This is a genomic window from Kitasatospora sp. NPDC051164 (assembly GCF_044455625.1).
Lineage (GTDB): Bacteria > Actinomycetota > Actinomycetes > Streptomycetales > Streptomycetaceae > Kitasatospora.
In genome coordinates, this window is record NZ_JBITFB010000039.1 from 56038 (window position 1) to 80132 (window position 24095).

Here is a 24095-nt window from a genome sequence, read left to right on the forward strand (position 1 = left end):
CTGCGGCGGAGCTTCCGCCCCCCCCCCCCCCCCCCCCCCGCCCCCGCGCGGGCGGGGGGGGGGGGGGGCGGGGGCCGGGCCCCCCCCCCCGCCCCCCCCCCCACGGATCGTTACGGTCAGGACACGGTGAGGGCCGTGTCGTCGATGACGAAGCTCGTCTGGAGAGAGCTGTCCTCGGTGCCGGTGAACTTCACGGTGACGTTCTGGCCGGCGTAGGCGGAGAGGTCGAAGGTGCGCTGCTGGTAGCCGGCCGCGGCGTCCACGTTGGAGTAGGTCTTCAGCGTGGTGCCGTTGACCGAGACGGTCAGCTTGTCGTACGCGGTGCTGCCCGACTCCGCGGTGTCGATGTGGCACCCGATGACCGTCGGTTGGTTCCGCTACGCGCAGGGCCTGACCGCCCGCCCGGTCAAGGGCATGCTCACCGGCCCGGTCACCATGCTCGCCTGGTCCTTCGTCCGCGACGACCAGCCGCTCGCCGACACCGCCCGCCAGGTCGCCCTCGCCCTGCGCGACGAGGTCACCGACCTGGAGGCCGCGGCGCCGCCGTCGTCCAGGTCGACGAGCCGGCCCTGCGCGAAACCCTCCCGCTGCGGGCCGCCGACCGCCCGGCGTACCTCGACTGGGCCACCGAGTCCTTCCGCCTCGCCACCTCCGGTGTCCGCGCCGACACCCAGGTCCACACCCACATGTGCTACGCCGAGTTCGGCGCCATCATGACGGCGATCGACGACCTCGACGCGGACGTCATCTCCCTGGAAGCCACCCGTTCGCACATGGAGGTCGCCGGAGAGCTCGCCGAGGCCGGCTACCCGCGCGAGGTCGGCCTCGGCATCTGGGACATCCACTCCCCGCGCGTCCCGAGCACCGACGAGGCGCTCACCTTCCTGCGGGCCGGCCTCGCCGCCATCCCGGCCGAGCGGCTGTGGGTCAACCCCGACTGCGGCCTTAAGACCCGCGGCTGGCCGGAGACCCGCGCCTCCCTGGACAGCCTGGTCGCCGCCGCCCGCCGCCTGCGCGAGGAACTCGCCGGCTGACCCGTCGGCGGACGGCCACCGGGGTGGAGGCGGCACTCGCCGCGCCCGCCCCGGTGGGCCGTCGCCGGTTGCCGGTTGCCGGTTGCCGTCGCCGGTCGCTCGTTGATCGCTTGTCTACCGCGCACTTCTACGGTCGGGCCATCGGCAAGTTCCGCACCGCTCAGAAGGATTCCCATGATGGACCCCACCGTGTCGTCGGGCCGCGACGCGCCCTGGATCGGCGACGATCCGCGATTCACCGAACTGCGCGCCGCCTACCGCACGTTCGTGTTCCCGGTGACGGCGGCCTTCCTGCTCTGGTTCCTGGCGTACGTGCTCTGCTCGGCCTATGCCCGCGACCTCATGGCGACGAAGGTCGTCGGGAACGTCAACGTGGCCCTGGTCTTCGGACTGCTGCAGTTCGTCTCGACCTTCGGCATCGCCCTGGCCTACGGCCGGTTCGCCGCCCGGCGGCTGGACCCGCTGGCTGCGGCCCTGCGGAGCGTGGCGGTGTCCCACCCGACAGCCCCGGCCCCGGCCGACCACGGCGGCGACCAGGAACCGACGGAGAACCAGGCATGACACAGCACTATCCGCTCGCCGCGACGACGGCGCAGTCGGCATCGAACAAGGGCCTGACGATCGGCCTGTTCGTCGCCCTGGTGGCGGTGACCCTCGTCATCACCCTCTGGGCGCGGCGGAGCACCCGGGGCACCGGCGGCTTCTACACCGGCGGCGGCGAGTTCTCCGCGCTGCAGAACGGCATCGCGATCTCGGGCGACTACCTGTCCGCGGCCTCCTTCCTCGGCATCGCCGGGATCATCGCGCTCTCCGGGTACGACGGCTTCCTCTACTCGATCGGCTTCCTGGTCGCCTGGCTGGTCGCGCTGCTGCTGGTCGCCGAACTGCTGCGCAACACGGGGCGGTTCACCATGGCCGACGTGCTGGCCGCGCGGCTGCGCAGCGGGCCGATGCGCACCGCAGCGGGCGTGTCGACCATCGTGGTCTCGATCTTCTACCTGATCGCGCAGATGGTCGGCGCGGCGACGATCGTGGGGCAGCTGCTCGACGTGAAGGGCAGCGCCGCGCAGATCTGGACCATCGCCGGGGTCGGCGCCCTGATGATCGTCTACGTCGTGGTCGGCGGGATGAAGGGCACCACCTGGGTGCAGATCGTCAAGGCGGTGCTGCTGATCGCCGGCGCGGCGACGATGACCGTGTGGGTGCTGGCGAAGTACGGGTTCAACATCAGCCACCTGCTCGGGGACGCCGCGGCGGCGTCCAAGAAGGGCGACGCCTTCCTCCAGCCCGGCCTGAAGTACGGGGCGACCGACGGCTGGTCGAAGCTCGACCTGGTCAGCCTCGGCACCGCCCTGGTGCTGGGCACCGCGGCGCTGCCGCACGTGCTGGTCCGCTTCTACACCGTCCCGACCGGGCGTGACGCACGCAAGTCGGTGAACTGGTCGATCGGCATCATCGGGGTGTTCTACCTGATGACCCTGGTGCTCGGCTTCGGCGCGGCCGCGCTGGTCGGCACGGCGACGATCAAGGAGAAGGACCCCTCCGGCAACACCGCCGCCACCCTGCTGGCCGAGCACCTCGGCGGCGGCGCGGGCACCACCGGCGGCTCCCTGATGCTCGCCTTCATCGCGGCGGTCGCGTTCGCCACCATCCTGGCAGTCGTCGCCGGGCTCACCCTGACCTCCTCGTCGTCGTTCGCCCATGACCTGTACGCCAGTGTCATCCGCAAGGGCCGGGCCACGGAGCGGCAGGAGCTGGTCACGGCGAAGGTCGCCGCCGTGGTCATCGGCGCGGTCGCGGTCGCCCTGTCGATCTTCGCCAGGGACCTCAACGTGGCGTTCCTGGTGGCCCTGGCCTTCGCCATCGCGGCCTCGGCCAACCTGCCGGCGATCCTGCTGACCCTGTTCTGGCGGCGCTTCACCACCTTCGGCGCCAAGTGCGGCATCTACGCGGGCCTGGTCAGCGCGATCGGCCTGGTGCTGCTCTCCCCGATCTGCTGGGGCGGCGCGAGCAGTACGGTGCACGCCGTGAAGCTGACGGCCGCCCAGGCGAAGGACTGCGGGGTGCCGGCGGCCGGCAAGCAGGTCGGCAACGCCACGGCGCTGATCTCCTGCACCACCACCGCACCGATCCCGCTGCAGAATCCGGGCGTCATCTCGATCCCGATCGGGTTCGCGGCCGCGGTCCTCGGATCCCTGGCCGGCGGCCGCCGCCGTCGCGACGAGGAGTCGGACCCGCGCCGCTTCGAGGAGTTCGAGGTCCGCGCGCTCACCGGGGCGGGGCGGTAGCCCGTGGCACCGGGCTCCAACCTCGACGAGTTCCTCTCCGACCTCGCGCGCTACGCCGCCGCGGACGTCCTGACCGCCCAGCTCACCGCCGACACCCTGCGCAAGTACCTGCGGGCCGGACTGATCGTTCCCGACGACCTGTGCGCCGGCGACACCGACGGCTACGCGCAGCGTCTGCTGCATGCCGGACGGACGCACTCCGTGGTGGCCCTGACCTGGCTGCCCGGGCAGTCCACCCCGATCCACGACCACGTCGCCTGGTGCGTGTCGGGTGTGGTGGAGGGCGTCGAGGTGGACGAGGCGTACCGGCTGTGGCGGCTCCCCCGCTCCGGCCGCCGGGTGCTCGCGCCGGCCGGCCGGACCACCTGCTCTCCCGGCCGGGTGCAGCTCCTGGTGCCGCCGGACGAGGACATCCACCGGGTGTCGAACGGCGGCACCGGCCGCGCGGTCTCCCTGCACGTCTACGGCGCCGACATCTCGCTGAACGGGGACAGCTCGATCAACCGGGTCTTCGGGCAGGACGTCGTGGACGCCCCGCCGGACGGGGCCCGCCTGGTGAGCTGGCGGCGCCCGGACGACCTGGCCCCCTGACCGGCACCCCGCCCCCCCGGCGGGCTGCGGACTGACGGGCCGTCCGATGTGGACGACCCGTCAGCCGCGTCCCGGGCGGGCATGCCGCCGCCGCTTCACGCGGGGTGGCGGGCGCCGGGGATCTTCCACCAGAGGAGCCAGACGCCGGTGGAGACGATCAGCGCGTTCACGACGATCGGGCCCGGCATCGGGCTGTAGCCGTGCAGGCCCATCCACCCGATGGAGTCGACGTACATGACGACGTAGAACAGCGCCACGTCGAAAACGAGGAAGAGGGCCCACATCAGCCCCGGGTGGAGACGCGGCCGGGGTAGCGCGTGCACGAGCGAGATCACGGCCGTGGCGGCGATCACGCGCGAATAGTAGGAGGGCGGCAGGTAGGACAGGTCGTTCCACGGCAGCGCCAGGCCGACGGCCCAGAGCAGTGCCATGCTGCCGATGAAGCGCAGCAACCGGACGACGGCCGGGCTGGTCCCGGGCGTGCCGTCGGTGCCGTCGGTGCCGTCGGCGGTCGGTGCCACCGCCGGCGGGTAGGGCGGGGGCTGCTGGTGCGGCACCCGGGCGCCCTCGGCCGCCGGTACCTGGTGCGGGTGCGGGTGCGGGTGCGGGTGCGGACCGAGTACCGACCGCAGCGGTGCCGTGGGCGTCACCGGCGCCGGAGGGACAGGTGCCGGGTAGACCGGGGGCGGACCGAACCCGCCTGACCCGAACCCGCCTGACCCGAACCCGCCTGATCCGGACGTGTCGACCTGCGTCGGCGGGGCGACGAGCGGAGCCACCTCTCCCCGGGCCACCGACTCCAGCGCCGCGAGCGCCTGCTCGGCCGTCAGCCGCTGCGCCGGGTCCTTGGTGAGCAGCCCCGCGAGCACCGGCGCGAGCGCACCGGCCCGCCGGGTCGGGCGCGGGGGCTGGGTGACGACGGCGATGCAGAGCGCCGTGAACGACTCCGCGTGGAACGGCGCCTCGCCCTCCACCGCGGCGTAGAGCGTCGCACCGAGCGACCACAGGTCGTGGGCGGAGGTCGGCGGCCTGCCCTCCAGCTGCTCGGGGGCCATGTAGGCGGGGGTGCCGATGACGGCGCCGGTGCGGGTGAGCGCGGTGGTCGCGTCGGCCATGTGCGCGATGCCGAAGTCGGTGAGGATGACCCGCTCGTCCATCAACAGGACGTTGTCCGGCTTGAGATCGCGGTGGACGATCCCCGCCGCGTGCGCCTGCTGCAGTGCCTTGAGCATCGCGGCGCCGATCTCGGCCACCCGCCGGACCGGCAGGGCGCCCTCCCGGTCGAGCAGCGAGGCGAGGGAGGCCCCGGTCACGTACTCCATGACGATCACGGGCGCGCCCTCGTGCTCGACCACGTCGTGGACGGTGATGATGCCCGGATGGTTGAGCCGCGCGGCGGCGAGCGCCTCGCGCAGCGTGCGCCGCAGGAGTTGCTCGCGGTGGTCGTCGGCGACGCCCTCCGGCAGGAGTACCTCCTTCACGGCGACATCCCGACCGAGGGTCTCGTCCCGCCCCCGCCACACGCGGCCCATGCCGCCTTGCCCGATGAGGTCGTGGAGGCGGTACCGGCCCCCGACGACTGCCCCGCTCGTTGCTGTCACGGGCTCATACCTTAGTGCGGCGGCCCTGCCCCGGACACGCCCCGGTGCGGACCCGTCGGGAGGGGGCCCGCGCCGCGGGGGCTGCTCGGGCGGCCGACGGTGTCTGCCCCCCGCTCTCACCCGCCGACCAGGGTCCGCGGGTCGAAGGGCGTGCCGTCCCAGCCGTGGGCGGAGAAGCCGCGCCCCCCGGACAGGTACAGGGTGAGGGCGGCGTGGGAGGTCGGGAACATCGGCAGCGGCAACGTGTCGGCCGGGGACCAGGTGACGGCGAGGTGCTTGTCCGGCTCGGTGTTCGTCAGCTCGCCGCGCCAGGCGGTGGCGAGGAACACCGACAGCAGGAACGGGCCCTTGCCGTCCCAGCCGGTACGGACCTGGACCGTGTGCACGAGCCGCAGGGCTTCCGGGTCGACGATCAACCCGGTCTCTTCCCGCAGTTCACGGGCGGCGGCCTCGTCCAGGCGCTCGCCGACCTCGACCTTGCCGCCAGGGATCGTCCACGCCGGGGTCGTGCTCCAACGGTTCGCGGCGTAGTGGATCGTCGCGATCCGGCCCCGGTCCCGGTCATGGGCGATCACGGCCACGGCCTGGCGAAGGCTTTCCACAGTGCTACCTCCAAGACGGTTGAGCGAACAGGGATTTCAGACGGTCGGGGGGCCGGCCGCGCCGCGCAGCAGCCGGTCGGCGTCGTCGGGGAGGGCGGCGCGGTCATGACGGCCAGCCGACGGTGGACAACGGGTTGCCGCGGGTGACCTCGGCGAGGGCGTGCGCGGTGTACGGCACGATGTCGGCCGGCAGCCGGTCGAGCGGCCACCACCGCAGTTCCTCGCACTTGTGCGGCTCCGCGTTGCGCACCTGCCCGCCGTAGCGGGCGGGGCGGAAGAAGAGCTGGAGGCGGCTGCGCCCGTCGTCGGCGTCGAGGTGGTGCAGCGTGTGGACGAGTTCGAGGTCGTCCTCGGCGATGGTGATGCCGAGTTCCTCCTCGGCTTCGCGGGTCATGGAGCGGGTGACGTGCTCGCCGCGCTCCATGTGCCCGGCCGGGAGGTGCCAGAGGCCGTTGGCGTAGCTGGTGTTGCGGCGCCGGCCGAGCAGGACCGCGCCGTCGTCGGCCAGGACGAGGTGGACGCCGACGACCAGCGTCAGCGGGTCCGTCCCGGGCGCGCGGCCGGTGTGGTCGAGGTGGGTCACGAGGTCCTCCCGGTGGATTGGCCGTTCGCCGCGATGAGCAGCGGCAGGTAGTGGTGCATGTAAGGCGGGACCTTGAGGTCGAGTACCTCGTCGAAGGGGACCATGCGCACGGCCAGGCCCTCGTCACCGAGCCGCAGGTCGCTCTCGGGGCCGTGCCAGACGGCGTATCCTCCAGACGCGGAGCGGTGCGCGGGCGTGCGGAAGCACCGGATTCGGCCGACGAGAAAGCGCAAGCTGGGTTGTCTCAGGCCGAGTTGACAGAGTTGTTACGGGCGGGTGGCGTCCGATGATGCTGCTGTTCGAATGCGGTGTTCAAGTGGATTACCTCCGGGCGATCCCGGGGCGAACAGGGACACTTCGAGCACCTCCCGGGCGCGGTCCAGCGTGTCCTCCAGCTGGTCGATCACGGGGCGGAGGGCGGCGGAGCCCAGTGCGCAGGCGGCGAGCGCCTGTTCGAGCGCGGCTCCCGGCCGGGTTCGATGCGGTCGCGGACGCCATGGTGGGGGAGGAGGTCGCGCAGCGAAGAGCCGCCGCCGGATTCACCCGTTCGGCTGGTCACGTACACGAGCAGGTTTCGGGCCGCGGACGGGGTCCTGATCCTGGGGTCGGACCGCCGGATGTCCGGCGAGCCGGTCGGCTGCTTCTTCCGGCGGCCCTTCCACGTCCGAGTCGCCGCCCTCGATGGCTACCGGCCGGCCCCCGCGTCGCGGTCCTCGATGAAGTGCTTGAAGCGGCGCAGGTCGCCGCGTACCTGGACGCCGAGCACGCCCAGCTTGTCGGCGGCCTTCTCGGCCAGGCCGGTGGGCTGGAAGACCATGGTCATCCTCACCCGGGTGCGGGCTGCGCCGAGCGGCTCGAAGTCGACCGTGCCGGTGTGCTTCACGCTCTCGCCGGTGGTGCGCCAGGCGACCCGCTCATCGGGCACCCGCTCGACGACCTCGGTCTCGAACTCCCGGGACAGCCCGGCGATCCTGGTCCGCCAGTGGGCACGGCGGTCGTCCAACTGCCTGACCTCCTCCACGCCGTCCATGAACTTCGGGAAGTCCCCGAAGGTCGCCCACTGGTCGTAGACGACGCGGACGGGCACGTCCACGTCGATCGACTCCACCACCGTGCTCATCGCTCACCTCTCCACGCTGTCCTGTCGGCCGATCCGCCGCGCGGCCGCCGGGAGGGAGGTTCGCGGACGGCGCCCCTGTCAGTCTGGGCCGTGCGCCGGGCGTCGGCGACCGGTCGGTCGGGGTTCCCGGGGGCTCGGCGCCGCCGCCGGGCGGTCGACGGCGGGTCCGCCCGGGTGACCGGCCCGGTGGCAGGGGCGAGGGGCCCGGCGTGTCAGCCGGGCCGACCGTGACCGCTCTGCCAGCGTGTTCCGCGGCCCGGTGGCGGACGAGCCGCACACCGGCACAGTGATCCGACCCGAGGAGCCCCGCTTGCCTCACCGGTTGCCCCTTCCCCGGCTGACGGCCGTCGTCGTGGCCCTGCTCCTCGGGCTCTCCGCCTGTTCCAGTTCCGGCACCGGCTCCGGCTCGGGAGTGCGCCCGGCCGACTCGCACGGCAGTTCCCCGCCCGCCGACGAGGTGGCCGCGGGCGGTCCGCTGGTCGGCGACCCCACCCTCGTCTCCGGCGAACAGTCCTGCGCGGCCGCGGAGGGCAACGCTCCGTGGTACCCCACCATCGCCGCCTTCGAGGTCCACGACTCGAACCGGACACACCGCTACGCGTGCGCGCACTTCGCGGGCGCCCCGTCGAACAACCAGGTCTACGCCTACAGTTCGCAGCAGGTCTACGCCACGCCGTACAACATCGTGGACCGCGGCCCCGACGAGCTCTACGTCTACGGCGGTGGCTACGGCGACGACCCGGCCGCCTCCGGCTCGTTCGTCTCGCGGGTGGAACCCGGAACCTTCAACGAGGTCTGGCGGCAGGTGCTCATCAACACCCACGCGACCGACGAATGGGACTACCCAGGCGTCCTGAACGTCCTGTCGGACGGCAGCCTGGTGGTCATCTACGGCTACCACATCGCCCGGATCGACCCGCAGACCGGCAAGGTCCTCGCCCGGACCACCCTTCCCACCGGCCAGTCGGCCCCGCGCGACACCGCGTACAACGGCTACGACGCGCTCTCCGACGGGACCATCGTCGCCAAGACCGTCAACCGGCAACCCGGGTGCACGGAGCAGGGTTTCAGCGCCTTCCTCAACTGCCCCGACCCGACGGCCGTACCGCCCTCGATCATGGTGGCGATCGACCCGAAGAGCCTCCAGGTGATCTCCCAGGTCACGCTGCCCGAGATGATGGGCGGCCGCATCACCACCTCGACGCTCAACGACACGCAGGAGATCTACCTGCCCGGAGCCACCGAGCTCTACCGCTACACCTACCAGAACAGCGCCTTCGCCCCCGACCCCTCGTGGGGGCCGGTGCCCTACCTCAAGGACGGGCAGACGGCCGCGTCCGCCATGGCCGTCATCAACGATTACGTCGTCGCGATGACCAACGGCGGGAAGCCGACCCCGACCCCGATGAGCGTCGTCGCCGTCTCCCAGAGCGACTCCACCAAGGTGGCGAACGTCCAGCCCTTCGCCGACAGCGGCAGCAAGAACAGCTTCATCCCGTCGATGGTCTCGGTCGACCCCGAGAACAACCGCGTCTACGCGATGGACGCCGGGGCGGGCAAGCTGGCCGGGATCGACCTGACGAACGGCACGCTGTCGGTGGCGTGGACGCAGGACCAGACGACGCTCAGCTTCACGACCCTCATCGGCCCCATGGACCAGCGCGTCCTGATCGGGACCGACATCCCGGTGAAGTTCTTCCAGGGCCTCAAGAAGTACACCACCGAACAGGTCGTGTGGCGCAGGGCCCAGGACGGCACCGAACTCGCCCGGTCCAGCCAACTGCCCAAGATGACCCAGGGAATCCTGGTCACACCCGGCTACGCCGCACTCCAGTACTTCCTCACCGCGGACGGCCACGTCACCGGCCTCCAGGTCGCGCCGAAGCCCGCGTCCCTGTCTCCTTCACCCGCCGCTCCGGGCAGCCCCACGAAGTCCACGTCCCCGGCGTCCCCTGCGTCTCCTGCGTCCTCCGGCTCGCCAGGCCCGTCCGGCACCGCCACGGTGACCCCGTCCTGAACCTGTTCACTCCCGCCCGTCGCCCTGAACGACCGAGGAGCCCGAGCGCACCCGCTCGGACTCCTCGGTACCGGCGAACCGGCCCCGGGCTGGAGGCCCGAAACCCCGGGTGTGAAGCGCGGGGTCAGACGGCGGCCCACCCGGTCCAGTTGCCGTTGGTGTCACGGACGCGGCTCCAGATGCGGCCGTCGGTGCCCTTCGCGCCGACCTCGAAGTTGCCGAAGCCCATGTCCGTGGCGAGGATGCCGACCGGGCCCGCCAGGACACCGCCGAGGGAGAGCCAGCCGCTCTTCTTGCCGGACTTGTCGACGGTCCAACGCGTCCACACGGCGTGGTCGGTGCCGATGACGAACACCTCCTGGCGGCCGTCACGGAAGTAGTACGTCGCGGTGCCGGCGCCGTACTCGTCACCGCAGAGGTAGTTGCCGCCCCACACCGGGCTGCTGCACACGCCCAGGCTGCTGCCGACCGTACCGGTGCCCGCGCCGGAGGCGCCCGAGCCCGCCGCACCGGCGGGCGCCGCGCCGACGGACAGCGCGGCGAGCGCGGCCACGGAGGCGGCAACGGCCTTGATGAGCTTCATGATTGCTCCCGAGGAGAGACGTGCAGACCGATCGGGACCGAGCCAACAGGCCGGTCCCTCACCAGTGCTGACGGGGGCACACCCGGAACGGGTTCAACCGGCTTGCCGACGGTCGCTGCGCGCCTTGTCCGGATCGGCGGCGGGCCCTGAGCGGGCTGTGGGGGCAGCCACCCGACATATCGGACCGCCCCAGAATTGAGACGTCTCAGTTTCCCCCTGAGACAGGCATCCGATCACCGTCGGCACCCCGCGCTGGGACACCCGGCGACACGTGGTGAGACGGCGTGAGACGGCGTGAGACGACGTGAGACGGATCCGGGCCACCGGGAATCCAGCAGAGCCTCGGGCCGTCGATCGGTAGGCTCCGAACCAGCGGTGGCCGTGATCAAGGTCCCGCACATCCGAAGTGACGCCGTGCCAGGGGCGAGCTGCGCTCCCGTCCGGTCGTGCCGCGCCCTTTCCTCGCGCGGCTCGTGGCGTCGTACCGGAACCAGGAACCGTCCGGAACGTCGAGGGCTACCGGCTACCGCTACCCGCAGGTGCCCGGCTGCGCCCCGGCTGAACAGGAGGAAGTCGATGAGCATGGTGGCAAGGATCGGCAAGGGGGCCGTGGCGCTGGCGATGGCCGGTGCATCGGTGCTGGGTGTGACGGGCAGCGCGAGTGCGGCCCCCGGTGCGTCCTACATCGGACCCGGCTACGCCACCTCCGGCGCCGGTGTGTGGTGCGTGCAGCACAGCATCAACTACTTCCTCGCCAACAACGGATCGGCGTACCGCGCGAGCGCCCCGTACTGGTCGCTCGACGAGGACAGCCAGTGGGGTCCGAAGACCGAGGCCGAGGTCCGCTGGTTCCAGGCGCACTGGGGCTACGACCAGGACGGCATCGTCGGACCGACCACGGGCTTCCAGATCCTGGTCTACGGGGAGCCGAAGTTCAGCGGGACCCCGTGGAACGGCCCCGGCTACTGCTACTGGCAGGTGCCCAGCGACCACATGTACGGCGCGTAGCACGAACAGTCCGTCCCCCTGCCCAAACCCCTGTCGAAAGGAATCACCGTGATCAAGAAGTCGATCGGCCGAGGCCTGGTCGCAGCCGTCGCCCTCACGCTCTCCACCGCCGCACTGGCCGGTACCGCGCAGGCGTCGACCACGGCCCCCTACCTCGGTTACAACCACACCACCTCGGGCACCGGGGTGTGGTGCGTGCAGCACCTGGTCAACGACTACCTGCGGCTGAGCGGTGAGGCGACCATCAGCGAGGACAGCCAGTGGGGCCCGCAGACCGACGCCGCCGTGCGGAACTTCCAGCAGGCCGTCCTCGGCAGCAGCCAGGCGGACGGCGTCGTCGGCCCGCGGACGGGCAGCAAGCTGATGAACGTCGACTGGACCGACCCGTACGCCGGGCCCAACGGCTCTTGCCTGCCGTTCATCCCGACCACCAGCTGATCCGCAGCCGGCCGCGCGAAGGCCGGAAGAGGCCCCGTTCCGCCGAGCCCGGCGGACGGATACCCACAAGGAAGAGGAAGATCATGCACAACGCACTCAAGAAGCTGGCGGCGACCGCCGCCGTCGGCGTGTCCACGCTCGCCATGTCGCTGGTCGGCGCCACGGGCGCGCACGCCGACTCCCAGGACGGCTGCCCCTACCCGTACGTGTGCATCTACGCCGGTCCCTCCAGCAGCACGATCGTGGCCCAGTTCCGGGACATCACCAGCTACTACCAGAGCACCTACCACGGCCCGGGCTTCAGCGTCGTCAACACCCGGAACCAGGACACGGTGTGGCTTCGCATCAACTACGGCGGCAGCGACGACTACGAGTGCCTCAGCAACGCGAGCCACGACCAGAACAGCATCGGATCGATCGGAACCCTCACCGGCATCATGATCAGCTCCAACACCAGCTGCTGATACCCGCCCTCGGCAGAACGGATGTGACGGCATGAGAACAGGCGCAACAGCAGCACGGATCGCCGCCGGTCTGGCGTTGTCGCTGTCGGTGGTCATCGGCCTCGGCGGAACGGCCCAGGCGTCCCCGACCGCCCCCTACCTTCGGACGGGGTCGTCCGGACAGGCAGTCAAGTGCGTCCAGGCGTTCCTCAACCTCGCCGGACTCGGACACAGGATCGCCGTGGACGGCGACTTCGGGCCGGACACGAAGAGCATGGTCGAGGACTTCCAGCGCGCGGACGGCCTGCCGATCGACGGCATCGTCGGACCCCGAACGGGCACCGAGTTGTGGAACTACTACAACGCGTACGTCTTCCCGCATGTCATGGACTACTGCTACGACTACATCCCGACGCAGTCGTAAGGCGGGCCACCCCGCTCCTGCCACGACGGCACCGCCCGGCAAGGGCGGTGCCGTCGGCATCCCGGGCGCGACACACGCCTGGAAGCTGCCATGTTCCGCATCAAGGGGATGGACTTCGCTCTGAGCGAGCTCGAAGGAGCCTCTGTCCGGTACACGTTCGTCTGGGTGAGCCGCTCGGTGGAGGACACAGAGGCGGCTCTCGACACCCTGCTCGGTGCTCTCGGCATCGACCGCGAGGCGTTGGCGTTCCGTGGCGGCCCGGAGTCCGGTTGGGAGTACTGCAACGGCTGGCGTGGGTAGGACGCGATGCCCGAGTGCTGGGCCGCCTGCTCACGGATGGCGTCACCTCCGGGCAGGGGACGGTTGCTTGGAGCCGACTCTGACGGATGAGCGGTTGGATGCCCATGTCACCGCCTGATGGATGTGCTGGGCTGAGCCGAGGCGGTCCGTGACGCACCCCCGGACCGCCTCAGCTCAGCGCTCACCGCTCAACCGTGTGGGGCCCGGCGCCGAGGTCTACCTCGCCTTCCGACGCGAGCTGGAGCGGTCCTTCGCCACCACCCGGCTCCGTCGAGGACTACGCCGCGCGGCTCGGCTACTCCCCTCGCACCCTGACCCGAGCCTGCCTGGCCGCCACCGGCCGCAGCGCGAAGCAACTCGCCGATGCCCGCGTGGTCCTGCAAGCGCAGCGGTTGCTCGCCCACACGGACCTGCCGGTGGCCGCGATCGGTCGCACGCTCGGCTTCACCCAGGTCACCGACTTCGGCAGGTTCTTCGCCCGCGAGACCGGCCGCACTCCTGGCGACTTCCGCAGCGCCCAGCGGTGAGCAGGCCCGAAGGGTCCAGAAGTCCCCGGGCACGTAGGAGCCGAGCGAGCTGATGTGCCCTGCTCGGAGGAGCGGGCAGGCCCCGCCCCTCCAAGGAGGTTGCTACTTCACCGACCCGGCGGTGAGCAGAGGGCGGACGTGCCGGCCTGGAGGACCCGGACGGCGCCGTCGGCGCCCACCTGCCACCAGCTCTGGTCCGGCGTGCTCCGTCGTGACCAGCCGTGATCCGTCGGGTCACAACTCCTGTCACACGGGCAAGACTTCGACGCCCTGGTCGGCGAACCGCCCGACCAGGGCCCTCGGCGCGTTCCGGCCCGTCACCGGCACGGCGATGTCTCCCTGCTCGCAGCCTGCAACTCCTCTGCTCACTCTTGCGCACTAATGCTCACAAAGCTATAAATCAATCAGCTTCAATCATTTGCATGCCGCGAAGCACTGCCCACCGCTGCAGGAGGACACCGTGACCCACGTCGCCGACGAGATAGCCAGTCAGCCCGCGCACTGGCGGCGCGCTCTGGAACTCGCTCCGCCCGGACTGCCCGAGCCCGGTGAGCGCGTGGCCGTCCTGGGGTGCGGGACGTCCCTGTACATCGCCCAGGCCTACGCCGCGCTGCGGGAGGGCTCGGGCCAGGGCGAGACCGAGGCCTTCGCCGCCTCCGAGTTCCCCGTCGGCCGCCGCTACGACCGCGTCCTGGCCATCAGCCGCTCCGGCACCACGACCGAAGTGCTCGCCGCCCTCTCCCGGGCCGTCGGTACTCCGACGACGGCCGTCACCGGCGCCCCGGCCACGCCGATCAGCGACGTCGCCACCACGGTCATCGACCTGGAGTTCGCCGACGAGAAGTCCGTCGTGCAGACCCGGTTCGCCACCACGGCGCTGGTCCTGCTGCGCGCACACCTCGGGCTCGTCCCGGCCGATCTGCCCGAGCAGGCCGAGCGTGCCCTGCTCGCCCCGCTGCCCGAAGGCGCCACCGGAGCACGCCAGTTCACCTTTCTCGGCACCGGCTGGACGGTCGGCCTGGCCAACGAGGCCGCGCTCAAGCTCCGCGAGGCCGCCGGCTCGTGGACCGAGTCCTACCCGGCCATGGAGTACCGGCACGGCCCGATCAGCATCACCGGGCCCGACAGCGTCGTGTGGTTCTTCGGCGAGCCGCCGGCCGGCCTGCTGGAGCAGGTGACCGCCACCGGTGCCACCGCCTCGGTCTCGCCCCTGGACCCGCTCGCCGACCTGGTCCGCGCCCAGCGCCTCGCCGTCGAACTCGCCACCGGTCGCGGCCTGGACCCCGACCGGCCGCGCAACCTGACCCGCTCGATCATCCTGGCCACCTCATGACGAAGCGGAGCGAAGACCCGCAGGCCGCGGTCGGGCGGAGCGGGGGCACCAAGCGCGCGGTCGGGCAAGAGCGGACGGGCGGTGCGGCATGACGGTCATCGCACTCGATGTCGGCGGGACCCAGATCAAGGCCGGTGTGGTGGCCGAGGACGGCTCCCTGGTCCACAGCGAGCGCTGGTTCACCCGGGCCGACCGCGGCCCGGACGCCGTCCTCGACACGGTCCTGACCTGTGCCGCCGACCTCGCCGGGCGGTACGCGCCGAGGGCGGCGGGCATCGCCGTGCCGGGCATCGTCGACGAGGCGTCCGGAACGTCCGTGTTCGCCGCCAATCTCGGCTGGCGACGGGTGCCCGTTCGGGACTGGCTGGCGGAAGCGCTCGGACTCCCGGTCGCCTTCGGGCACGACGTCCGCGCCGGTGGGCTCGCCGAGGCCCGCCTCGGAGCGGGCCGGGGCTGCCGCTCCTTCCTGTTCGTCCCGGTCGGGACCGGTATCGCCTCGGCGATCGTGCTCGACGGAAAGGCCCTGACCGGCAGCCACGGCTACGCCGGGGAGCTCGGGCACCTGACGGTGCGGCCCGCGGGGGAGCCGTGCCCGTGCGGCAGCCGCGGCTGCCTGGAGACCGTCGCGTCGGCCTCGGCCATCGCCCGCCGCTACCGCGACGTCACCGGGGCGGCCGACGTCGGCGCCAAGGCCGTCAGCGCCAAGGACGTCCGGGAGCGCGCCGCATCCGGTGACGTGGTGGCCGCCGAGGTGTGGCGCGAGGCGATCGACGCACTCGCCGACGGCCTGAGCGCCGCGATCACCCTCCTCGACCCCGAGCGCATCGTCATCGGAGGCGGCTTGGCCGGGGCCGGAGCCGCGTACTTCGACCCGCTGCGGGCTGCCCTGGCCGAACGCCTGTCCTTCCAGAAAGCGCCCCGGATCGTCCCGGCGGAACTCGGGCACCAGGCCGGCTGCCTGGGAGCCGCCCTGCTCGCCCAGGACCTCCCCCCGGCCGGCCGGCCCGCGACACCTGTACGGCGTCGCTCGCCGGTGCCGCGTCAGACGAGGCGGGGGGCCGACGGATGATCCTGACCGTCACGCTCAACGCCGCACTCGACGTCACCTACCGGCTCGGCCGGCTCCGCCCGCACGCGAGCAACCGGGTGCGGGAGACGGCCGCGCGGGCCGGCGGCAAGGGCATCAACGTGTCCCGGGTCCTGCACACGCTCGGCCACGACACCGTCGTCACCGGCCTGGCCGGCGGACCCACCGGCGAGGCCCTGCGGCGCGACCTCGCCCAGGCCGGGATCACCGATCGGCTGGTCCCGATCGCGGGCGAGACCCGTCGCACGGTGGCCGTCGTCGACGAGGACCTCGGCGACACCACCATCCTGCTGGAGCCCGGACCGGTCGTCACCGCGGCCGAGTGGGCGCTCTTCCTCGACCGGTACGGCGAACTTGTCTCCCGGGCCGAGGCCGTCGTGCTCTCCGGCAGCCTGCCCGGAGGCATGCCCGCCGATGCCTACGCCGCCCTGATCCGGCTGGCCCGGGCCCACCGCGTGCCCGCCGTCCTCGACGCGGCCGGCGAGGCCCTGCGCGCCGGACTCGCCGAGGAACCCGCCGTCGTCAAGCCCAACGCCCACGAACTCGCCGAGGCCAGCGGCACCGGCGACCCCCGCGCGGGTGCCGAGGCGCTGCGCGCTGCGGGCGCCCGGGCCGTGGTCGCCTCCCTCGGTCCGGCCGGCCTCATCGCCTGCACCCTGCAAGGGAGTTGGGCCGCCCGCCCGCCGGAGGCGATCGCCGGCAACCCCGCCGGCGCGGGTGACGCGGCGGTGGCGGCGCTCGCCCTGGGCCTGGTCGCCGGGACGCCGTGGCCCGAGCGGCTCACCCGGGCCGTGGCGCTGTCCGCCGCCGCCGTCGCCGCGCCACTGGCCGGCGACTTCGACCCCGCCGTCCACCGCCGCCTGCTCGGCCAGGCGACCACAGAGCCCCTCCCCGCACGCACAGGAGAATCCCCATGCCGCTGACCGGTACCGGCCGGATCGTCACTGCTGCCGCCAAGGACGGGCGCGGCGTCGGCGCGTTCAACGTCATCCAGCTCGAACACGCCCAGGCCATCGTCGCCGGCGCCGAGGCCGCCGGGGCGCCGGTGGTCCTCCAGCTCAGCGAGAACGCCGTCCGCTACCACGGCGGACTCGGCCCGATCGCCACCGCCGTCCTCGCCGTCGCCGAGGCGGCCGGGGTGCCGGTCGCCGTCCACCTGGACCACGCCACCTCCGCCGACCTCATCCACCACGCCGTCGAACTCGGCTTCTCCTCGGTCATGTTCGACGCCTCCGTGCTGCCCTACGAGGAGAACGTCCGGGCCACCGCCGACGTGGTCGCCCACTGCCACGCCGCCGGGGTGTGGGTGGAGGCCGAACTCGGCGAGGTCGGCGGCAAGGACGGCGTGCACGCCCCCGGCGTCCGCACCGACCCGGCCGAGGGCGCCGCCTTCACCGCCGCCACCGGCGTCGACGCCCTCGCCGTCGCCGTCGGCACCTCGCACGCGATGCTCACCCGCGACGCGGCGCTCGACTTCGACCTGATCAGCGCCCTGCGCGCCGCCGTTCCCGTCCCGCTGGTCCTGCACGGCTCCTCCGGTGTCGCCGATGAGCACCTCACCGCCGCCGTGGAACACGGCATGACCAAGGTCAACATCGCCACCCACCTCAACCGGGTCTTCACCACCGCCGTCCGCGAGGCGCTCGCCGGCGACCCGCGCCTCGTCGACACCCGCCGCTACCTCGGTGCCGGACGCTCCGCCGTGGCCGCGGAGGTCACCCGCCTGCTCGGGGTGCTCAAGGCGGCCCGCCGAGGCGGCTCGGTGCAGACGTTCTGACGCGCCGTCAGACGCACCGCACATCCACGCCCTGGCCGCCGAGCTGCTCGACCAGCTCGTCCGGAGCGCCCTTGTCGGTGACCAGGACCGCGATCTCGCCGATGGCGCAGACCTGGGCGAAGGCCCGCTGGCCGAGCTTGGTGGAGTCGGCGACCACGATCACCTTCTCCGCCCGCTCGGCCATCGCCCGATTGGCGCTGGCCTCGCCCTCGTCGTGGGCGGTGGCACCGTACTTCGGGTCGAGCGCGTTCACACCGAGGATCGCGTAGTCCAGCGAGAGCCCCCGGAGCAGCGTGGTGGCCAGCGGCCCGGTCAGCTCGTAGGAGTTGGACCGGGCCACGCCTCCGGTCACCACGGTCTTCACGTAGGGCCGGACCGCCAGCTCATGGGCGATGTTGATGGCGTTGGTGACAACGGTCAGCGCCGTGCCGTGCGCGTGGTCGGCGAGGTCGGCCCGGGTGGCCAGCTCGCGGGCGACCTCCGTCGTCGTGGTGCCGCCGTTCAGGCCGACCACCGACCCGGGCCGGACCAGGCCGGCAGCCGCACGCGCGATCCGGTGCTTCTCGTCCGCCTGGCGCGCGGTCTTGTACCGCAGGGGCAGGTCGTACGCGACCTCGCTCAGCACCGCGCCGCCGCGCATACGGGTGAGCAGCTGCTGGCGGGCCAGCTCCTCCATGTCACGGCGGACCGTGGCCAGGGACACGTCCAGCAGCTCAGCGGCCTCCGCGACCTCGATCCGGCCCTGCTCGCCCAGGATCTCCAGCAGCCGCGTCCACCGCTCGTGCGTCCCCATCGTCACTCCTCCACATCGTGCCGACGGCGAGCGTATCGCGACCGGACATCGATGATCACGCGCGGACTTTTTGCGCACATGGGATCGGATAGGCCCCCTGCGGAGCACCTTCGAGCACAAACCCCGTGGCTGTTGCGCGCACGCTCTGCGCCCCCGGCATGCTCTGCGCCCCTGCTGTGACCCGCCCCTGCGCCGACGGCACGGCTGCGCCGACGGCCCGTTCTCGCCGGGAGGTTGGGCGTCGGTTGGGCGTCCGCGTGCTTGTGGCGAGGTGGATCCGGCGTGCGGTGTCGAGGGCGTTCTCGGGGATGCCGCTGGGACTGCCGACGGGCAGGAGGGCGTCTGATCGAGGGCGGGCTGGCTCGTCCCGGGCCCGCCTTGTCCCGGCCGCGCCCGGGACGGCGGGGGATGTGGCCTCAGCGGTCAGGCGTCGGGCCGTGCTTCGAGGAATGCGAGGGCCCTGGCCACGAACTCGTCGTGGAACTGGAAGATTCCGCCGTGCCCGGCGTCCGGGTAGAGGGGGACGAGTTCGCCCCGGGGCAGCCGTGCGGCGAGGTCGAGGGTGTTCTCGCTCGGCACCATCCGGTCGCTCTCGCCGTTGGCCACCAGGACTGGCTGGCGGATGCGGGACAGGTCGGCCGGCGGCTGGAGGCCCCACCGGTGGATGGCCTTCAGCTGGGCGCGGAACGACCTCAGCGAGATGGCTTTGTCGCGGCGGTCCGTGCGCTCCTTCAGCCGTTCGAGGAAGGCGCGTGCTTCGCGTCGTCCGTGTTCGGTGTCGGTGAAGAAGAGGAACTGCTTGGGGTCCTTGCGGGTCAGGAAGCCTTTCAGGATGTCCCGGAGGGTGAGTGCGGTGACCTTGTCGATGCCGGGGCCTCCGGCGGGGCCGGTGCCCGCGAGGATGACCTTGCGCACCAGCTGCGGTTCCTCGGCTGCGATGACCTGGGCGATGAAGCCGCCCATCGACAGGCCGAGCAGGTCGACGTGCTCGAAGCCCAGGGTACGGATGAACAGCACCGCGTCGCGGGCCATCGCTTCGATGGTGTCGGGGGTGGAACCGCCCGACGCTCCGACTCCGCGGTTGTCGAAGGTGATCACCCGGCGCCGGGCGGCGAGTCCGTCGATGACGCGGGGGTCCCAGTTGTCCAGGACTGCGCTCAGGTGGTGGAGCAGGATCAGCGGTACGCCGTCTCCTTCCGGGCCGAGTTGCCGGTAGGCGAAGTCGACGCCGCGCACGGACACCGAACGGGTCGGCACGTCCTTGTACGACGACGGGGCGGGCGTGGGGGCGGGGGAACTGCGCGGTGCGCTCATGATCGGTTCCTGGGGTGCGGAAGGGAGGGGTGGTGGGAGGCGGGATCCTCTCGCTGCCCGGGCTGTCGGTAGTGGGGCGGGGGCCGGCCCTCACGCCATCGCGATGACGACCTTGCCGGCCTTGGCGCGGCCCTGCTCGGCGTACTCCATGGCTTCGCGGGTCTGCTCGAAGGGGAAGACACGGTCGACGACGGGGCGGAGCTCTCCGGCGTCGATGAGCCGGGTGAGTTCGCGCAGCTGGTCGCCGCCGGCCTTCATGAACAGGAAGGAGTAGGTCACGCCCTGGCGCTTGGCGTGGCGTCGGGTCTTGAAGCTCAGCACGTTCATCGCCTGCCGCAGGACCGGGTTCGCGCCGAGCTCGCGGGCGAAGTCCGCGTCGGGGGGCCCGGCGATGCTGATGACCTTGCCGCCGGGCTTGAGGACCCGCAGCGACTTGTCCAGGGTCTTGCCGCCGAGGGTGTCCAGGACGACGTCGTAGCCGTCCAGGAGCTCCTCGAAGTCCTGGGTGCGGTAGTCGATGACGACGTCCGCTCCGAGTTCCTTGACCAGGGCGGAGTTGGCCGCGCTCGCGGTGGTGGCCACGTGTGCGCCCAAGTGCCTGGCCAGTTGGAGGGCGGCGGTGCCCACTCCGCCGGAGCCTGCGTGGATCAGGACTTTCTGGCCCGGCTGGACCTGTGCCCTCTCGACCAGCGCCTGCCATGAGGTGAGGGCTACCAGGGGAAGGGAGGCGGCCTCGGCCATGGTGAGGGTGGCAGGCTTGTGGGCCAGGTCGTTCTGGTGGACGGCGATGAGTTCGGCGAAGGTGCCGATGCGGTCCTTGTCGGGCCGGGCGTAGACCTCGTCACCCACCGCGAACCGGGTGACGGCCGAGCCGACCTGGACCACCACTCCGGCGAGGTCGTTGCCCAGCACGAGTGGGAGGCGGTACGGGAGGATCCGCCTGAAGGCACCGTCGCGGATCTTGAAGTCCAGAGGGTTGACGCTCGCCGCGTGGATCTCGACCAGCACGTCGTCGGCGCCCGGCTCCGGATCGGGCAGCTCCGCGGCGCGCACCGCGGACTGGTCACCGTACTTCTCGATCGCGTAGGCCTTCATCGCTGTCTCCCTGTCTCGTCCGCACAGGGACGGGATCTCCGCTCGCTTCGGGCTGCCCCGGTACGAGGTACTTTCTGGTATCGACTGCTGGTTCGTGACGCCCCACGCCGATGCGGGTGGGTGCGCCTCACGCGGCGTTCGGCGATACGGCCAGGCTCCGCTTCACGTGCCGGGTGGTCTCGTCGGCGAGGATCTCGGGCAGTCCCCGCTCGATGCCGGCCAGGGCCTGGGCGGCGACCTCGGCGGGGTCGGCCTTCTGGTCGGCGGGAACGCTCGCGGCCATGCCCGTGTCCATGTATCCGACGTGCAGCGCCGAGACGGCGATGCCCCGGGGCGCCAGTTCCTCCCGGGCCGCGCCGGTCAGCGCCCAGGCCGCGGCCTTCGCCGCGGCGTAGGCGCCGAGGTCGGCCGGGTGCAGCCAGGACAGGACCGACAGCACGTTGAGCACGGCGCCGCCGCCGTTGGCCTCGATGACCGGGGCGAAAGCCCGCGTCACGGCGAGCGGGCCGAAGAAGTTCACCTCCATCTCCAGGCGCACCATGTCCGGGCTGCCGTTCATCAGGGGCGTTCCGGTGGAGATGCCCGCGTTGTTGACCAGCAGCGTCGCGCCGGAGGCGGTACGAGCCGCCGCCCGGATCGACTCCGCGTCCGTCACGTCGAGCCGCAGCGGGATGACGCCCGGAAGGTCCACCGTTTCGGGGCGACGGGCCGCCGCGTACACCTTGGCCCCGCGTTCCACGAGCTGGTCGGCCAGATGCCGCCCGAGCCCCCGGTTGGCGCCGGTGACCACTGCTACCGCGTCCTTCAGTTCCATGCCCACTCCCAGCGCCACGGCCGCCTTCAGGCGACCGCACCAATTAGATTACGACTACAATCTAAGCACTGGTCTAAGATAGATGCCAGTCGACATCCAATCGGGAGGTGGCCGATGGGCCGCGTATCACAGGCGCAGGCGGAGGAGAACCGCCGGCGGGTCGTGGAAACCGCCTCCCGCCTGTTCCGGGAACAGGGGACCCACGTCAGCGTCGCCGACCTCATGAAGGCGGCCGGTCTGACCCACGGCGGCTTCTACAAGCAGTTCGCCTCCAAGGAGGCACTCATCGACGAGGCCACCGCCCACGCGTTCGGCGAACTCGCCCAGCACCACAAGGACGGGCTCGATCAGTACGCCGGGCAGCGCGACGCCGCCCAGCGGGCGCTGATCGACGCCTACCTCTCCGCCGAGCACCGCGACAGCGCGGCAGACGGGTGCCCCGCCGCCGCACTCGCCACCGACATGGCCCGCGACGGCGGACAGAGCGAGGCCCGCCGCGTCTACACCCAGGGAGTGGGCGACTTCGCCGACTGGCTCGACACCAAGGACCAGGACGGCATCACCCGGCTGTGCACCATGCTCGGCGCCCTCGTCCTGTCCCGGGCCACCAAAGGCTCCCCGCTCTCCGAGGAGATCCTCACCACCGCACGCGAGGCACTGACGGCCACCAACTGACCGGAACCACCGTGCGGGGCGGCACGCCGCAGGAAGGGTGCGCTTCTCGCGCGATGCCTGCGATGCCTGCGTGCCGCTGTCGCATCGAGTCGGCGGGTCGGCAACGGGTTGACGACCTCGGCGACCCGCTCGTACGCGGTGACCGCTCCTACGCGGTCACCGCTGGCCCCCACCTCCCGGCAGGCCGTTCCCGGGCGGGCTGCTGACGGTTGCTCAGCCGTCGAGGGCCTCCGCCATGGGGCGCTGTGGGTCGTAGGCGGCCCAGCCCGGGTTTCCCGTCCTGCGAACGCGACCCAGGCGCCGTGCACCCGGGCGGCGAGTCCGGCCTGCGCGACCTCGGGCCCCGCAGACGAGCGATCGTCGGTCCGCAGCCGTCCGGCAGAGACCGGCCCGGGCTGAGCACACTGCCGACGCCTACACCTGCACCTGCACCCGAGTGAAAGACAGCGGCGGTACGAGGCGGGCTCACGCCGCTGCGTGACCTCCTGGGGGATAAACGGCTGGAGCGGCCGACGGTGGCGTCGGCCACGATCAGCGGGAGCAGTTATGGCGATCATCGGGACCTGGAACCTGGAGAACTTCTGCCGACCGCTGCCGGCCGGCAGTACCCCCGACCCCACCAAGTGCGCCGCCAAGGACCAAGCCACCTACGACGCCAAGGTCGAAGCCCTGGCCGGCGTCATCACCCAGCTCGGTCCGGACCTCCTCGGGGTGCAGGAGGTCGGCAGCCAGGAAGCGCTGGACGACCTGGTGGCCGAACTGCCCGGCACCTGGCACACCGCCCTGTCGGACCACCCGGACCCCCGCGGCATCCGGGTCGGCGTCATCAGCCGCTTCCCGCTGCTGGACGTCCAGCAGCGCAAGGACTTCCCGGATCACCTCCACGCCATCCAGGTCGAGGACGACGGCATCCCGAACAGCCAGACCAGCGAGATGGGGCGCGGCGGCCTGGCCGTCCGGGTGGAACCGACCCCCGGCCAGAGCCTCCAGGTGGCCGTCTGCCACCTCAAGTCGAAGCTGCTGACCTTCCCGAACGCGCAGCACAGCACCACCGACGAACGCCTGCGGGCCCGCTACGAGGCGTACGCGCTCTTCCGCCGCACCGCCGAGGCCGTCACCATGCGCGCCCTGGCCGACGACCTGCTCCAGGGTGACGGCCGGACCCACGACGTCATCGTCCTGGGCGACTGCAACGACGAGTGGCAGGCCGCCACCACCCAGATCCTGTACGGCCCGCCCGGCTCCCAGATGGGCACCCCCGGCTTCGACCGCCCCGACCAGGGCGACGCCGAACGCCTGTGGAACCTGGCCCCCAAGATCCTGGAACAGGGCGGCTTCTCCCGCATCTTCGAAGGCCAGCACGAGCTCATCGACCACATCATGATCAGCCACTCGCTGCTGGCCAAGTTCCAGAAGGTGTCCACGGGGAACGGCCAACTGCCGAACGTGACGGAAGCCCGACCGGCGGCCCCGCACAACCAGCCCTCGGACCACTCGCCGGTGCTGGCGATGTTCAACCTCTAGAACGCCCAGGGCCGGCGCCGCCCCCCGCGGCCCCCGCCCCCGTTGCGGGCGTTGACCGGAACAGCCCGCGGGTAGCCCCCCACGCGGGCCCGGGGCGCCACACCCTTACCGGCCCCCGGGGCCC

General features: G+C 71.9%; 26 protein-coding genes and 2 pseudogenes. 17 read left to right on the plus strand and 11 right to left on the minus strand.

The window, feature by feature from the left end:
• Nucleotides 1–116: 116 nt before the first annotated feature.
• Nucleotides 117–350 (minus strand): annotated as a pseudogene (locus tag ACIBEC_RS39845) (hypothetical protein); the annotation flags it as partial.
• Between ACIBEC_RS39845 and ACIBEC_RS39850 the strand changes: the two are divergent.
• From ACIBEC_RS39850 to ACIBEC_RS39865, 4 genes and pseudogenes are all read left to right on the plus strand, one after another.
• Nucleotides 340–1034, plus strand: a pseudogene (locus ACIBEC_RS39850) (5-methyltetrahydropteroyltriglutamate--homocysteine S-methyltransferase); the annotation flags it as partial. The pseudogenes ACIBEC_RS39845 and ACIBEC_RS39850 overlap by 11 nt on opposite strands.
• Nucleotides 1035–1208: 174 nt before the next feature.
• Nucleotides 1209–1595 (plus strand): DUF485 domain-containing protein, encoded by a 387-nt coding sequence (locus ACIBEC_RS39855; RefSeq protein WP_360504410.1) that lies wholly within the window; start codon nt 1209–1211, stop codon nt 1593–1595.
• Entirely contained in the window at nt 1592–3322 is a 1731-nt protein-coding gene (locus tag ACIBEC_RS39860; RefSeq protein WP_360504408.1) for a cation acetate symporter, read from the plus strand. The genes ACIBEC_RS39855 and ACIBEC_RS39860 overlap by 4 nt, the downstream gene beginning before the upstream one ends.
• A 3-nt stretch (nt 3323–3325) precedes the next feature.
• On the plus strand, nt 3326–3913 hold the full coding sequence (locus ACIBEC_RS39865) for a cysteine dioxygenase family protein (protein WP_360504406.1): 588 nt from the start codon (nt 3326–3328) through the stop codon (nt 3911–3913).
• 95 nt (nt 3914–4008) lie between these two features.
• Here the strand turns inward: ACIBEC_RS39865 and ACIBEC_RS39870 are convergent, their stop codons facing one another.
• The 5 genes from ACIBEC_RS39870 to ACIBEC_RS39890 form a co-directional block, all read right to left on the minus strand.
• Entirely contained in the window at nt 4009–5634 is a 1626-nt protein-coding gene (locus tag ACIBEC_RS39870; RefSeq protein WP_396290143.1) for a serine/threonine-protein kinase, read from the minus strand.
• Entirely contained in the window at nt 5631–6116 is a 486-nt protein-coding gene (locus tag ACIBEC_RS39875; protein WP_360504402.1) for an NUDIX domain-containing protein, read from the minus strand. Before ACIBEC_RS39875 ends, ACIBEC_RS39870 begins: the two co-directional genes overlap by 4 nt.
• A gap of 103 nt (nt 6117–6219) precedes the next feature.
• Entirely contained in the window at nt 6220–6699 is a 480-nt protein-coding gene (locus ACIBEC_RS39880) for an NUDIX domain-containing protein (protein WP_360504400.1), read from the minus strand.
• Entirely contained in the window at nt 6696–6932 is a 237-nt protein-coding gene (locus ACIBEC_RS39885; RefSeq protein ID WP_360504398.1) for a hypothetical protein, read from the minus strand. The genes ACIBEC_RS39880 and ACIBEC_RS39885 overlap by 4 nt, the downstream gene beginning before the upstream one ends.
• 452 nt (nt 6933–7384) lie before the next feature.
• On the minus strand, nt 7385–7819 hold the full coding sequence (locus ACIBEC_RS39890) for an SRPBCC family protein (protein WP_360504397.1): 435 nt from the start codon (nt 7817–7819) through the stop codon (nt 7385–7387).
• A gap of 310 nt (nt 7820–8129) precedes the next feature.
• Here ACIBEC_RS39890 and ACIBEC_RS39895 point away from each other — a divergent pair, with 310 nt between their 5' ends.
• The gene (locus ACIBEC_RS39895) at nt 8130–9836 is read left to right on the plus strand and encodes a hypothetical protein (RefSeq protein ID WP_360504395.1); all 1707 of its coding nucleotides are present in this window, start codon (nt 8130–8132) and stop codon (nt 9834–9836) included.
• Nucleotides 9837–9960: 124 nt separating this feature from the next.
• On the opposite strand, the gene ACIBEC_RS39900 is transcribed toward ACIBEC_RS39895, so the two are convergent.
• Nucleotides 9961–10419, minus strand: coding sequence for a hypothetical protein (locus tag ACIBEC_RS39900; RefSeq protein WP_360504393.1), 459 nt, complete (start codon nt 10417–10419; stop codon nt 9961–9963).
• A gap of 576 nt (nt 10420–10995) precedes the next feature.
• Here ACIBEC_RS39900 and ACIBEC_RS39905 point away from each other — a divergent pair.
• The 10 genes from ACIBEC_RS39905 to ACIBEC_RS39950 all read left to right on the plus strand — a co-directional run bounded on the left by ACIBEC_RS39905 (nt 10996) and on the right by ACIBEC_RS39950 (nt 17756).
• A complete protein-coding gene (locus ACIBEC_RS39905; RefSeq protein WP_360504391.1) occupies nt 10996–11427 on the plus strand; it encodes a peptidoglycan-binding domain-containing protein in 432 nt (143 codons plus the stop codon).
• 48 nt (nt 11428–11475) lie between these two features.
• The gene (locus tag ACIBEC_RS39910; protein ID WP_360504389.1) at nt 11476–11865 is read left to right on the plus strand and encodes a peptidoglycan-binding domain-containing protein; all 390 of its coding nucleotides are present in this window, start codon (nt 11476–11478) and stop codon (nt 11863–11865) included.
• 83 nt (nt 11866–11948) lie between these two features.
• Complete coding sequence (locus ACIBEC_RS39915; protein ID WP_360504387.1) at nt 11949–12329, plus strand: hypothetical protein; 381 nt, start codon at nt 11949–11951, stop codon at nt 12327–12329.
• Nucleotides 12330–12360: 31 nt separating this feature from the next.
• The gene (locus ACIBEC_RS39920) at nt 12361–12732 is read left to right on the plus strand and encodes a peptidoglycan-binding domain-containing protein (RefSeq protein WP_360504385.1); all 372 of its coding nucleotides are present in this window, start codon (nt 12361–12363) and stop codon (nt 12730–12732) included.
• A 90-nt stretch (nt 12733–12822) separates the two neighbouring features.
• Nucleotides 12823–13032 (plus strand): hypothetical protein, encoded by a 210-nt coding sequence (locus ACIBEC_RS39925; RefSeq protein WP_360504383.1) that lies wholly within the window; start codon nt 12823–12825, stop codon nt 13030–13032.
• Between the two features lie 194 nt (nt 13033–13226).
• A complete protein-coding gene (locus tag ACIBEC_RS39930) occupies nt 13227–13559 on the plus strand; it encodes a helix-turn-helix domain-containing protein (RefSeq protein ID WP_396290148.1) in 333 nt (110 codons plus the stop codon).
• A gap of 460 nt (nt 13560–14019) precedes the next feature.
• Nucleotides 14020–14892 carry a sugar isomerase gene (locus tag ACIBEC_RS39935; RefSeq protein ID WP_360504381.1) on the plus strand — a complete coding sequence of 291 codons (873 nt, stop codon included), beginning with the start codon at nt 14020–14022 and terminating at the stop codon, nt 14890–14892.
• An 88-nt stretch (nt 14893–14980) separates the two neighbouring features.
• On the plus strand, nt 14981–15961 hold the full coding sequence (locus tag ACIBEC_RS39940) for an ROK family protein (RefSeq protein WP_360504379.1): 981 nt from the start codon (nt 14981–14983) through the stop codon (nt 15959–15961).
• The gene (locus ACIBEC_RS39945) at nt 15958–16902 is read left to right on the plus strand and encodes a 1-phosphofructokinase family hexose kinase (RefSeq protein ID WP_360504377.1); all 945 of its coding nucleotides are present in this window, start codon (nt 15958–15960) and stop codon (nt 16900–16902) included. The genes ACIBEC_RS39940 and ACIBEC_RS39945 overlap by 4 nt, the downstream gene beginning before the upstream one ends.
• Nucleotides 16893–17756 (plus strand): class II fructose-bisphosphate aldolase, encoded by an 864-nt coding sequence (locus ACIBEC_RS39950; protein WP_360504375.1) that lies wholly within the window; start codon nt 16893–16895, stop codon nt 17754–17756. Before ACIBEC_RS39945 ends, ACIBEC_RS39950 begins: the two co-directional genes overlap by 10 nt.
• A gap of 7 nt (nt 17757–17763) precedes the next feature.
• Here ACIBEC_RS39950 and ACIBEC_RS39955 read toward each other — a convergent pair whose 3' ends face one another.
• From ACIBEC_RS39955 to ACIBEC_RS39970, 4 genes are all read right to left on the minus strand, one after another.
• The gene (locus tag ACIBEC_RS39955) at nt 17764–18549 is read right to left on the minus strand and encodes a DeoR/GlpR family DNA-binding transcription regulator (RefSeq protein WP_360504373.1); all 786 of its coding nucleotides are present in this window, start codon (nt 18547–18549) and stop codon (nt 17764–17766) included.
• A gap of 423 nt (nt 18550–18972) precedes the next feature.
• Nucleotides 18973–19863: an alpha/beta hydrolase gene (locus ACIBEC_RS39960; protein ID WP_360504371.1), complete on the minus strand. Its 891-nt coding sequence runs from the start codon at nt 19861–19863 to the stop codon at nt 18973–18975.
• A 90-nt stretch (nt 19864–19953) separates the two neighbouring features.
• Nucleotides 19954–20958, minus strand: a complete 1005-nt coding sequence (locus tag ACIBEC_RS39965) for an NADP-dependent oxidoreductase (RefSeq protein ID WP_360504369.1) — start codon at nt 20956–20958, stop codon at nt 19954–19956.
• Between the two features lie 127 nt (nt 20959–21085).
• The gene (locus ACIBEC_RS39970) at nt 21086–21772 is read right to left on the minus strand and encodes an SDR family oxidoreductase (RefSeq protein ID WP_360504367.1); all 687 of its coding nucleotides are present in this window, start codon (nt 21770–21772) and stop codon (nt 21086–21088) included.
• Between the two features lie 114 nt (nt 21773–21886).
• On the opposite strand from ACIBEC_RS39970, the gene ACIBEC_RS39975 reads away from it, so the two are divergent.
• The gene (locus tag ACIBEC_RS39975) at nt 21887–22447 is read left to right on the plus strand and encodes a TetR/AcrR family transcriptional regulator (RefSeq protein WP_360504365.1); all 561 of its coding nucleotides are present in this window, start codon (nt 21887–21889) and stop codon (nt 22445–22447) included.
• A 546-nt stretch (nt 22448–22993) separates the two neighbouring features.
• Nucleotides 22994–23971 carry an endonuclease/exonuclease/phosphatase family protein gene (locus ACIBEC_RS39980; protein ID WP_360504363.1) on the plus strand — a complete coding sequence of 326 codons (978 nt, stop codon included), beginning with the start codon at nt 22994–22996 and terminating at the stop codon, nt 23969–23971.
• The last annotated feature ends 124 nt before the right edge of the window (nt 23972–24095 follow it).

Bases quoted from the DNA above. Each gene is read 5' to 3' on its own strand.
- ACIBEC_RS39855 (WP_360504410.1), top strand. From the start codon at position 1,209: ATGATGGACCCCACCGTGTCGTCGGGCCGCGACGCGCCCTGGATCGGC.
- ACIBEC_RS39860 (WP_360504408.1), top strand. From the start codon at position 1,592: ATGACACAGCACTATCCGCTCGCCGCGACGACGGCGCAGTCGGCATCG.
- ACIBEC_RS39890 (WP_360504397.1), bottom strand. From the start codon at position 7,819: ATGAGCACGGTGGTGGAGTCGATCGACGTGGACGTGCCCGTCCGCGTC.
- ACIBEC_RS39900 (WP_360504393.1), bottom strand. From the start codon at position 10,419: ATGAAGCTCATCAAGGCCGTTGCCGCCTCCGTGGCCGCGCTCGCCGCG.
- ACIBEC_RS39905 (WP_360504391.1), top strand. From the start codon at position 10,996: ATGAGCATGGTGGCAAGGATCGGCAAGGGGGCCGTGGCGCTGGCGATG.
- ACIBEC_RS39915 (WP_360504387.1), top strand. From the start codon at position 11,949: ATGCACAACGCACTCAAGAAGCTGGCGGCGACCGCCGCCGTCGGCGTG.
- ACIBEC_RS39920 (WP_360504385.1), top strand. From the start codon at position 12,361: ATGAGAACAGGCGCAACAGCAGCACGGATCGCCGCCGGTCTGGCGTTG.
- ACIBEC_RS39925 (WP_360504383.1), top strand. From the start codon at position 12,823: ATGTTCCGCATCAAGGGGATGGACTTCGCTCTGAGCGAGCTCGAAGGA.
- ACIBEC_RS39940 (WP_360504379.1), top strand. From the start codon at position 14,981: ATGACGGTCATCGCACTCGATGTCGGCGGGACCCAGATCAAGGCCGGT.
- ACIBEC_RS39945 (WP_360504377.1), top strand. From the start codon at position 15,958: ATGATCCTGACCGTCACGCTCAACGCCGCACTCGACGTCACCTACCGG.
- ACIBEC_RS39950 (WP_360504375.1), top strand. From the start codon at position 16,893: ATGCCGCTGACCGGTACCGGCCGGATCGTCACTGCTGCCGCCAAGGAC.
- ACIBEC_RS39955 (WP_360504373.1), bottom strand. From the start codon at position 18,549: ATGGGGACGCACGAGCGGTGGACGCGGCTGCTGGAGATCCTGGGCGAG.
- ACIBEC_RS39960 (WP_360504371.1), bottom strand. From the start codon at position 19,863: ATGAGCGCACCGCGCAGTTCCCCCGCCCCCACGCCCGCCCCGTCGTCG.
- ACIBEC_RS39965 (WP_360504369.1), bottom strand. From the start codon at position 20,958: ATGAAGGCCTACGCGATCGAGAAGTACGGTGACCAGTCCGCGGTGCGC.
- ACIBEC_RS39970 (WP_360504367.1), bottom strand. From the start codon at position 21,772: ATGGAACTGAAGGACGCGGTAGCAGTGGTCACCGGCGCCAACCGGGGG.
- ACIBEC_RS39975 (WP_360504365.1), top strand. From the start codon at position 21,887: ATGGGCCGCGTATCACAGGCGCAGGCGGAGGAGAACCGCCGGCGGGTC.
- ACIBEC_RS39980 (WP_360504363.1), top strand. From the start codon at position 22,994: ATGGCGATCATCGGGACCTGGAACCTGGAGAACTTCTGCCGACCGCTG.